8 protein-coding genes are annotated in these 10,574 nt (G+C 38.5%); 1 reads left to right on the top strand and 7 read right to left on the bottom strand.

Translation table 11 applies throughout. The features are described 5' to 3' along the window. The 4 genes from BMW38_RS13720 to BMW38_RS13705 form a co-directional block, all read right to left on the bottom strand. Nucleotides 1–1,184, bottom strand: a 1,184-nt coding sequence (locus BMW38_RS13720) for a BapA/Bap/LapF family prefix-like domain-containing protein (RefSeq protein ID WP_139193540.1), incomplete at its 3' end; no start/stop codon positions are given. Nucleotides 1,185–1,641: 457 nt separating this feature from the next. Continuing rightward, nucleotides 1,642–3,144, bottom strand: a complete 1,503-nt coding sequence (locus BMW38_RS13715; RefSeq protein WP_092708989.1) for a cation:proton antiporter — start codon at nt 3,142–3,144, stop codon at nt 1,642–1,644. A 242-nt stretch (nt 3,145–3,386) separates the two neighbouring features. Further along, nucleotides 3,387–4,286 (bottom strand): KPN_02809 family neutral zinc metallopeptidase, encoded by a 900-nt coding sequence (locus BMW38_RS13710; protein ID WP_092708986.1) that lies wholly within the window; start codon nt 4,284–4,286, stop codon nt 3,387–3,389. Nucleotides 4,287–4,312: 26 nt separating this feature from the next. Next, nucleotides 4,313–5,242, bottom strand: coding sequence for a DUF808 domain-containing protein (locus tag BMW38_RS13705; RefSeq protein WP_056483215.1), 930 nt, complete (start codon nt 5,240–5,242; stop codon nt 4,313–4,315). A gap of 207 nt (nt 5,243–5,449) precedes the next feature. Here BMW38_RS13705 and trpS point away from each other — a divergent pair, with 207 nt between their 5' ends. Then, the gene (gene trpS, locus BMW38_RS13700; protein WP_092708983.1) at nt 5,450–6,463 is read left to right on the top strand and encodes a tryptophan--tRNA ligase; all 1,014 of its coding nucleotides are present in this window, start codon (nt 5,450–5,452) and stop codon (nt 6,461–6,463) included. A gap of 410 nt (nt 6,464–6,873) precedes the next feature. On the opposite strand, the gene sucD is transcribed toward trpS, so the two are convergent. From sucD to lpdA, 3 genes are all read right to left on the bottom strand, one after another. After that, nucleotides 6,874–7,764, bottom strand: coding sequence for a succinate--CoA ligase subunit alpha (sucD, locus tag BMW38_RS13695; protein ID WP_003655479.1), 891 nt, complete (start codon nt 7,762–7,764; stop codon nt 6,874–6,876). A 14-nt stretch (nt 7,765–7,778) separates the two neighbouring features. Further along, nucleotides 7,779–8,945 (bottom strand): ADP-forming succinate--CoA ligase subunit beta, encoded by a 1,167-nt coding sequence (gene sucC / locus BMW38_RS13690; protein WP_003655470.1) that lies wholly within the window; start codon nt 8,943–8,945, stop codon nt 7,779–7,781. 146 nt (nt 8,946–9,091) lie between these two features. Next, nucleotides 9,092–10,525: a dihydrolipoyl dehydrogenase gene (lpdA, locus tag BMW38_RS13685; RefSeq protein ID WP_042897586.1), complete on the bottom strand. Its 1,434-nt coding sequence runs from the start codon at nt 10,523–10,525 to the stop codon at nt 9,092–9,094. Between the last annotated feature and the right edge of the window lie 49 nt (nt 10,526–10,574).

Here is a 10,574-nt window from a genome sequence, read left to right as displayed (position 1 = left end):
TTGGTCAATACATCATTCAGAGCGACTGTTGGTGCAAGTGCATCAACAACATCTGTTGCTGGTCCTGACGTATTTCCAGCTGGATCTGTTGCTACTGCTGTAACTTCATCGCCATCATTGAGACCTGGGTTTGGCACAGTCCAAGTACCATCCGGTCCAGCTACAACACTTACTGTGCTACCGTCCGGATAAGTTACTGTTACTGTTGAACCAGGTTCTGCTGTACCTGTAATCGGGTCTGTCCCGTTCACCGGGTCAATCACTGGCACATTCGGTGCAGTGGTATCTACTGTATAGCTTTGCGTATCTTTAACAGTGCTGCTATTACCTGCTGCATCTGTAAACGTCACAGTAGCATCTATTGTTTGATCTGAATCTGCTTTTAAACCACTGCCCGGCACACTTACTGTCCATGTACCTGCTGCTTTATCAACAGTTGCAGTATAAGTTACCCCATTAATAACAACTGTAACGGCAGTAGTGGCCGCATCTGCTGGAATATTTTTCAAAATACCAGTAATGGTGACATTACCTGCTGCTTCTGAGGCATTAAGTACATTATCAGATGTAACGGAATTAACAGAGAAAGTTACCCCGTCCGTATTTGGTGGTGTTGTGTCGGTAGGTGTTGAAGAATCGTCATTATTACTATCATGATTTGATGCTGCTGCAATGATACCACCCGCAACCAATGGGATAGCCCATAACCATGGGTTTATGCCCGCATCGTGATAAAGCAATGGTTCAATTGAAGAAATAGGCTGATAAATAACATCAGACACCAACTCTTGTGGTGCCTCTGCAGGTAAAGCCGCTGGTAAATCTTCAGCTACGAGTGCTTGTGGTTCAACATCACTGTCAGCATCGGCATCGGCATCGGCATCCGCGTCTGCATCATTTTCAGCATCTTTAAATTTTGCCCAGATTAACTGTCCATTTTCGTCTTGAAAAACAAGGCTGTTATCTTTAGGCTCAGCTGTTCCACTAAAAAAGCCTTCAATAACAATTGTCTCGCCATTTTTAAGGCGAATGACTGCATTGGTTCCCTCCCTATTCACTACCAATACATCACTGGCAGCCACTTTTACTAATACCACCGACGCTTCTGTAAGCGATGCGGAAGTTCCCTTGATGGTTGACAAGGTGTCGTGACTATCCTTGGCAATAATTTGTATTTCAGGCATATCTGTATTCCTTTTATATTATTGATTTAAATGATTTTATGTATAATTCTTTTTACTTAATGTTTTCAAGTTTTTGACCTACAACTTAAAAACATTAAGTAATGTGATCATTTTTACATTAAACACTTTAAAATAAAAAAAACAAATACTAAAGTACCTATAGAAAAAATTTTAATTAATACAAATTATATATAAGTCTTCTTTAAGTTTTTCTTGTGTTAATTTAACTAAAAATTGCATTAAATGTTTTATATGTAAAACAAATTTAATCTTTTATTATTTACCATTTGTTGAAATATCACTTAATTAAAATATTCATATAACAATTATTAATATCTTAATAAAATAAAATATATTATTAATGATATATATAGAAAAAAAAGGCTTTAGGTAATATTTGACTATTACACTAAAACCTAATTTTTAAATATCTTATAAAATTTAAAACTGAAAATATTTAGAAATTATCCGGACTCTCAAATCGTTTTACTTCTTGTAACTTATTTGGGTCATGCATTGTTGCAATTCCATCTTCAGTTTTTTGGTCTACCAGAATATCCGGATTAAAAACGGTAATCGTTTCTCTACCCAGTGCATCTTCACCTACAATATATTGAAAGCCTCTCCGATTCATCTTATGACACAATCTTTGATATAGACCTTTTAGTCCTTCGGTTTCTTCATTCGGATTGTAATAGAAAGCATTCATCACAGCAGGCAGACCCAGACCACACACGATGCCTGACAACAACACACTAATAAAAGTATAGCCAATCAGGATACTGCTATATGGACTTAATGCAGGAATATTGGCAACTGCCAAAATCAATGCAAGCGAAATTCCGCCTCGTACCCCACCCCAAGATAGAATCGTTAGACTACCATTATAACTTTTCATTTTCCGCATGTTCGGGAAAAAGGCAAAAGCCATAAAGTTGGCAGCAAAACGAGAGATATGAAGTATAAAGAATGCAACAATACCACCTAAAATTAGGCTAAAGTTTAAATCAAGAATAAATAACTCTAAGCCAATTAAAGTAAACAGGAATGAGTTGATGATTCCTTCTACGGTATGCCAAAAATGATTAATTTCTTGAATCTCTCGCTCTTCTCGTATTTCTTTCCATTTGTTTCCAACAATTAAACCGCCAATTACACAAGCAATTGGTGCTGATGCATGAGCAAACAAAGCAACCAAATATGCTCCACTCGCGAGCAAAGCTGTTGTTAAAATCAGAGACTCCATTTCGTGTTTACCACGTAACAGACGTAACACCCCGACCCCAAATGCCCAACCAATTCCGACCGCAACAACAATTTCATAGAGCAAAGCTTCTAGTGTCGCTATCAACGAAAAATGTTCACCCTGTAAAACATTGAGCAAGGTCATAAATAATGCAATACACATTGCATCATTAAATAGTGACTCGCCTTCTAGCTTAACAATCAAATGATGCGGCGCACGAATCGAACTGAGCACACCTTTAATACCAATTGGGTCTGTTGCCCCTAAAGCTGCACCTAAAAGTAAAAGCACCAGAATTGGCACATGATATCCAACCAGTAGTTGGAACCCATAGAGCAATCCACCAAATAAAACGGCGCAAATGACTAATGCAATGGTGGCCAAAATACTGATTTGCTTCCAGTAACTTCTTAAATCAGAAATTTTAAATTTAAGTGCTGAAGAAGTTAAAATAAAACAGATCACACCATTAATTAAAAAATCGTAGAAGTCGATATGGCGTACTACTTCCTCAATATGGTGGATATTGATGGTAATAAATTCGTTACCATTTAACAGACTAGCCCCCCATTGCAAAATAAAGACAAAAATTGCCGAAACCAGAGGTACACCAATAGCCTGTGGAAAGCCCAAAATACGCTTATTAAAAATCGTGGTGGCTATTGAGAGCGCAAAAACCACTGTAAGTGCTTGTAGTAGAAAAAAATTACCCATGAATACCCTTCTTCTGGGTCAACGACCAAATAAAAGAAACTTTGCTAGATCGACCAAACTGAACAAAAAAACTGGCATTAACAATGCCATAATTTAAAAAACAAAAACCAGGACACAAGTTTAACGAATTGATTGAACAATCTATCACTCTGTTAAATTTCTTAACATTATTTATAGTTATGATCTAAAGAAAAATGGATGAGCTTCTTAAATATGTTTAACAAGACTCACCCTATAAAATCTTAAACTGGATTATTAAAAGTATCACATTGGTTAATATCGCCAGTTTTTAAACCGACCTGAAACCAGTGCATTCGCTGTTCACTACTGCCATGAGTAAAGCTATCTGGAACAATCTGACCAGTAGAGCGCTTCTGTAAATAATCATCTCCAATTTTTTGAGCAGCATCCATCGCTTCTTCAATGTCACCTTGCTCTAAAAATTGAGTACGTTGCTGATTATGACTCGCCCAAATACCAGCCAAACAATCAGCTTGCAACTCTTGGCGAACAGATAATTGATTACCTTCTCTTTGGCTCACTTGTGCACGGGCTTGTTGTACTTGTGAAGAAATACCAAGCAAGGTTTGAACATGATGCCCTACCTCATGTGCAACAACATAAGCTTGAGCAAAATCGCCTGCCTGATCTTGTCTGGAAAGTTCAGATTGGTTTTGCTCACCAGAAATCCCCATTTGCTGACGCATATCTTTAAAGAATTCTGTATCGATATAAACCTTCTGGTCTGCCGGACAATAAAATGGCCCCATTGCAGATTGGGCAGTACCACACCCTGACTGAATCATGCCACTAAACAATACTAATCTTGGCGGTGTATATGTTTTACCTAACTGTTTAAATATAGGAGTCCACGTATCCTCTGTATCAGCCAAAACAGTTCCAACAAAATCAGAGGCTTCTTTTTGCTCGGCTGTTAAACTTTCTGGTGCAGTTGCATTTGACTGTTGTGATGCAGTGACCTGCTGAGTTGCCTGATAAGCTTGTTGTGGATCAACCCCAAAAAACTTCCACGCAACAAATGCAACAACCAAACCAATAATGCTGATACCACCTGCTCTAACACCGCCACCACCTCGACGATCTTCAACATTGGTACTAATTCGACGACCTTTCCAGCGCATAATTTCCCTCTTATTTTAGAATGGCATCATGAACCCGATGCTTTTTTTGGCCACATTTTTTGTATTAAGCTCACAATTAATAAAACAATTGCACCAGCAACCAGTCCTATTACAAAGTTAACCAGTGTCGGTGTTAAAGCACCAATGATATTTCCTACCGCTGGTATAGTCTCAACATGGTCCACTGTATTTTCAGTTAAATGATGTAGTAAAGGAATAGTATGATTAATGATCCCTCCCCCTACCAAAAACATTGCAATAGTGCCGACAATAGAAAGTAACTTCATCAAAATAGGTGCAAATGCGAGCAAGCCACGACCTAAGGTCTGCTTAAAAGATGCCGTTTGATCTGTTAGATATAATCCAAGATCATCAATCTTAACAATCATGGCAACCAAGCCATAAACACCAATTGTCATCACAACTGCAATAATGCTGAGTACACTTACTTTAGTCATTAAGGTAGCAGTAGCAACGGTACCCAGAGAGATCACAACAATTTCTGCAGATAAAATAAAGTCTGTGCGAACAGCACCTTTGATTTTATCTTTTTCAAATGTTGCTAAGTCTAATTCTTCATTTTCAAGCTCTGCTTTGGCCTCCTCAGGAGTAGAGGACTTTTTATGCATAATGGTATGAAGAACTTTTTCCACTCCCTCATAACATAAAAATAAGCCTCCCAACATTAATAGTGGATTAATGAGCCAAGGAGCAATCACACTAATTAATAGTGCTAAAGGAACTAAAATAAGTTTATTAACAAATGAGCCTTTAGCCACTTTCCAAACAATAGGAAGCTCACGATCTGCACGAACACCTGTGACTTGCTGAGCATTCAAGGCTAAATCGTCACCTAAAACTCCGGCAGTTTTCTTTGCTGCCATTTTGCTCATTAAAGCAACGTCATCTAAAATTGTTGCAATATCATCTAGTAATAAAAGTAAGCCACTTGCCATTTCTTATCCAAGTTTGTATTTATTACGCTATTGTAAGATGATTTTTTTGAATTTCTGTAATTTTACTGAATAAATTCACAATATTATTTTAAGAAAAGTTTACCCAATCGCTGACGAATTTTTTTTATTTCCCGTACAATAATGCCAATCTTTTATATTGCAGGGCTTACTACCCCTGATTAAGCCAATAAGACAGTGGAATAAATAATGAGTAATGTTGATCAGCGTCCAATTATTTTGACAGGCGACCGCCCAACCGGACAACTTCATCTTGGGCATTTTGTCGGTTCTTTGCGTTCTCGTGTAGGTTTACAGGATAGCCATCATCAACATCTCTTATTAGCAGATGCTCAAGCATTAACAGACAATGCAGATAATCCAGATAAAGTCCGTCGCAATATTTTGGAAGTTGCTCTAGATTATTTAGCTGTAGGCATTGATCCAACAAAAACCACGATTTGCGTACAATCATGCTTGCCAGCACTGAATGAGCTCACCATGCTCTATCTTAACTTCGTGACGGTTGCACGCTTAGAACGTAACCCGACCATTAAGTCTGAAATTCAAATGCGCGGTTTCGAGCGTGACATTCCGGCTGGTTTCCTCTGCTACCCTGTTGCACAAGCTGCTGACATTACTGCTTTCAAAGCGACTGTGGTTCCAGTGGGTGAAGATCAGATTCCAATGATTGAACAAACCAATGAAATTGTACGTCGAATAAACCGTCAAATCGGCCAAGACCTTTTGCCTGAATGTAAAGCTTTGCTTTCAAATATGGCACGTTTACCTGGTTTTGATGGCAAGGCAAAAATGTCTAAATCATTAGGCAATACCATTGTTTTAAATGCTTCTGATAAAGACATCAAAAAAGCTGTAAATGCAATGTATACCGATCCAAATCATCTTCGTATTGAAGATCCAGGTCAGGTTGAAGGAAACATTGTATTTACTTACTTAGATGCATTTGATCCAAATAAAGAAGAAGTTGAAGAATTAAAAGCACATTATCGTCGCGGCGGTCTAGGTGATGGAACTGTTAAAAAACGCCTTGAAAGTGTTTTGAAAGAATTGATCAGCCCTATCCGTGAACGTCGTGAAGAACTTGCTAAAGATCCAGATTACATTATGGATGTTTTACGTCAAGGTACAGATAAATGTCGTCTTATTACTCAACAAACATTAGATGAAGTTAAAGACGGTTTAGGATTATTTAAATTCTAATTCTCTTAAAAACCAAAAGCCTTTCGGGGCTTTTTTTTATGCTTATTTAATCCATAGTATTAATTTTTTAGAATTACTAATGTATTCACTATGATTCACATGCTTTTACCCTATTAACGTGAAGTAACACTTATTAACGCTAATAGCGATGAAGAATTTCTTAACTATCTCTATTATTCATTGTGTAGGTTACATTATATGAACCTCACGACATTTCTCCTTAAACCGAAACTGTTTTTACAGATTCGTTGTTCTACGCAATGATCACCCCAATCATTGCGTATTTTTTTTGCTTAAATATTTTATCTTCTTTAGAAATTTTATTTTTGATTCATTATTTTTAATTTATAGATAAAAAAACACCGCATCATTTTCAGATGCGGTGTTTTTTAAGATTCAGGATAAAGCGATTAAGCTAAACCTTTCTCTTTTAAAACTTGCAACATTGTTGAACCAAGCTCAGCTGGGCTACGAGTGTAAGCCATTCCCGCGCGTTCAAATGCAGCGAATTTCTCTTCAGCAGTACCTTGACCACCAGAAATGATCGCACCAGCGTGACCCATACGCTTACCTTTAGGTGCAGTTACACCAGCAATGTAACCTACTACAGGCTTAGTCACGTTAGATTTGATGAATTCAGCAGCTTCTTCTTCCGCTGTACCACCGATCTCACCGATCATGATGATAGCATCAGTATCTGGATCGTCTTGGAACAATTGAAGAGCTTCGATTTGGTTCATACCTGGGATTGGGTCACCACCAATACCGATACAAGTAGACTGACCTAAACCAAGCTTAGTTGTTTGAGCAACAGCTTCGTAAGTCAATGTACCTGAACGTGAAATGATACCAATACGACCTGGTTGGTGGATGTGACCAGGCATAATACCAATCTTACATTCACCCGGAGTGATCACGCCTGGGCAGTTAGGACCAACTAAACGAGTACCGTTACCGTTAGTTTCTAAGTAGCGTTTTGCTTTAAGCATGTCGATTGTTGGAACACCTTCAGTGATCACAACAATTAGACCAACACCTGAATCAACCGCTTCAACGATAGAGTCTAAAACGAATGGAGCTGGTACATAGATTACAGATGCGTCTGCATTTGTTTCACGTACAGCTTCTTTCATTGTGTTGAATACTGGTAGGTCAAGGTGAGTTGTACCACCTTTACCTGGAGTAACACCACCAACAACTTTTGTACCGTAGTCTAAAGCTTGTGCAGAATGGAAAGTACCGTTTTTACCAGTAAAACCTTGTACCAATACTTTAGTGTCTTTATTAATTAATACGCTCATGATTGATACTCCCCTTACGCTTTAACTGCAGCTACAACTTTTTCTGCGGCATCAGACAAGCCATTCGCAGAAATTAATTTCAAACCAGATTCATCAAGTAATTTAGCACCTAACTCAGCGTTGTTACCTTCTAAACGAACAACAACTGGAACAGTTACGTTTACTTCTTGAACCGCTGCAATAATCGCTTCAGCAATCATGTCACAACGTACGATACCACCGAAGATATTGATTAAAACACCTTGTACAGATGTATCAGCAAGGATGATTTTGAACGCTTCGATTACACGTTCTTTAGTTGCACCGCCACCAACGTCAAGGAAGTTTGCAGGCTGACCACCATAAAGTTTAATGATGTCCATAGTTGCCATTGCAAGACCAGCACCGTTAACCATACAACCAATGTTACCTTCTAAAGCAACATAGTTAAGATCAAATTCAGATGCTTTTAATTCACGCTCATTCTCTTGAGATTTGTCACGTAAAGCAGCAACTTTAGGTAAACGGTAAAGCGCGTTAGAGTCGATACCAACTTTTGCATCTACACATAAAATATCGCCATTTTCACGAACTGAAAGTGGGTTAATTTCAAATAATGCAAAGTCATTTTCTACAAATGCTTGGTAAGCAGCAGCCATAATTTTAACAAACTGGCTGATTTGCTTGTCTTTCAAACCTAAAGCAAACGCAACTTCACGCGCTTGGAATGGTTGTAAGCCAACTAATGGGTCAACTTCAACTTTGATAATTTTTTCTGGAGTTTCTTCTGCAACTTTCTCGATTTCTACACCACCTTCTGTAGAAGCCATGAAAGTAATACGACGGCTAGAACGGTCTACAACCGCGCCCAAGTAAAGCTCACGCTCAACTGGGTATACGTCTTCAGCAACAATAATACTGTTTACTGGTTGACCATTTGCATCAGTTTGATACGTTACAAGACGAGTACCAATAATGTTGTTTGCAAATTCGATAACATCTTCTTTAGATTTTGCAACTTTAACGCCACCAGCCTTACCGCGACCACCAGCATGAACTTGCGCTTTCATTACCGCGAATTTACCACCAAGCTGTTCGAATGCAGCAACTGCTTCGTCTGCATTGGTTGCCAAGATACCTTCTTGTACTGGCATACCATATTCTTTCAATAACGCTTTAGCTTGATACTCATGTAAGTTCATTTAGTTACCTACTTAACTTTGTTTGTTGTCTTCAATTTGCGCAACATTCTCATGTTGTATATGCAAATTGCTGTCTACTCTATCACCTTGATGTTTTTTTAATCACACCATCAAATGTGAAAAAGAGCGGAGAACCGCTCTTTATTTTATTTACGCTTACGTTGAATCGCGTGAATTGCACGACCATCTACAGCAAGTGCAGCTTCATGAACAACTTCAGAGAATGTTGGATGACCAAATGTCATTAACTGAAGGTCTTCAACAGAAGATACAAATTCAAGTGCGATCATACCTTGGTGTACGATATCAGATGCAGCAGGTCCAATGACATGCATACCTAATAAACGGTCAGTTTTTGCATCAGCAACGAACTTAACGAAACCAGCACCTTCACCCGCAGCTAAAGCACGACCATTTACAGCAAAACCGAATTGACCAGTTTTAACTTCATGACCTTTTTCTTTAGCTTGTTCTTCAGTTAAACCAACCCATGCCGCTTCCGGATGTGTATAGATAACAGAAATGATTGTGTCATAGTTCACTTGAGCTGCATGACCGTGGATACGCTCAACAGCCATTACACCTTCTTCCATTGCTTTATGAGCAAGCATTGGACCGCGAACCAAGTCACCAATTGCATATACACCTTCTACAGAAGTTGCACAGTAATCGTTTACTTCAACTAGACCACGTTCAGTCAATTTAATACCTGAATCGTCTGCCAACAAACCTTCTGCATAAGCTTTACGGCCTACACAAACGATTAATTTGTCAAAAGTCTGAGTTTTTTCTTCGCCACCTTGAGTGTATTTAACAGTCACTTCGCGACCATTAACTTCAGTACCAGCAACTTTAGCGCCAATACGAATATCAAGACCTTGCTTAGTTAAAAGTTTTTGGTAGTCTTTTGCCAAAGCTTTATCAGCCATTGGTAAAAATGCATCCATTGCTTCAAATACAACAACTTCAGAACCAAGACGACGCCAAACAGAACCAAGCTCTAAACCGATTACACCAGCACCAATAACACCTAAACGCTTAGGTACTTCTGGGAAGTTTAATGCGCCAGTTGAATCAACAATAATATCTTGATCTACAGGAGCTACTGGAATATTTACAGGTACAGAACCAGACGCAAGAATCACATATTTAGGTTCTAAAACTTGAGTCTCACCTTCGTGTGAAACAAACTCAACTTTTTTACCAGCAAGTAATTTACCAGTACCTTTTAACCACTCAATACCGTTGCCTTTAAGCAATTGATCGATACCGCCAGTTAATTGGTCAACAATTTTGTCTTTACGAGCAAGAAGCTTAGCAAGATCAAAATTCACTTCACCTGTAGTAATACCGTGATCAGCTAAATGATGCACTGTATCTTCATAACGATGAGAAGAATCAAGTAATGCCTTAGAAGGAATACAACCTACGTTTAAGCATGTACCACCTAAAGATGGCTTACCGTTGTGAATACGTTTTTCGATACAAGCGACTTTAAAGCCTAGTTGAGCAGCACGAATTGCAGCTTCATAACCACCAGGACCACCGCCAATAACAACAAGATCAAATTGTTGAGACATTGTTTATCTCCATGGTCCGAGATAGAGGATCACTCTATCTCGGTAATAT

The sequence above is a fragment of the Acinetobacter sp. yr461 genome, from assembly GCF_900110445.1.
GTDB lineage: Bacteria > Pseudomonadota > Gammaproteobacteria > Pseudomonadales > Moraxellaceae > Acinetobacter > Acinetobacter calcoaceticus.
This window is presented reverse-complemented; position numbering and strand designations above follow the sequence as displayed.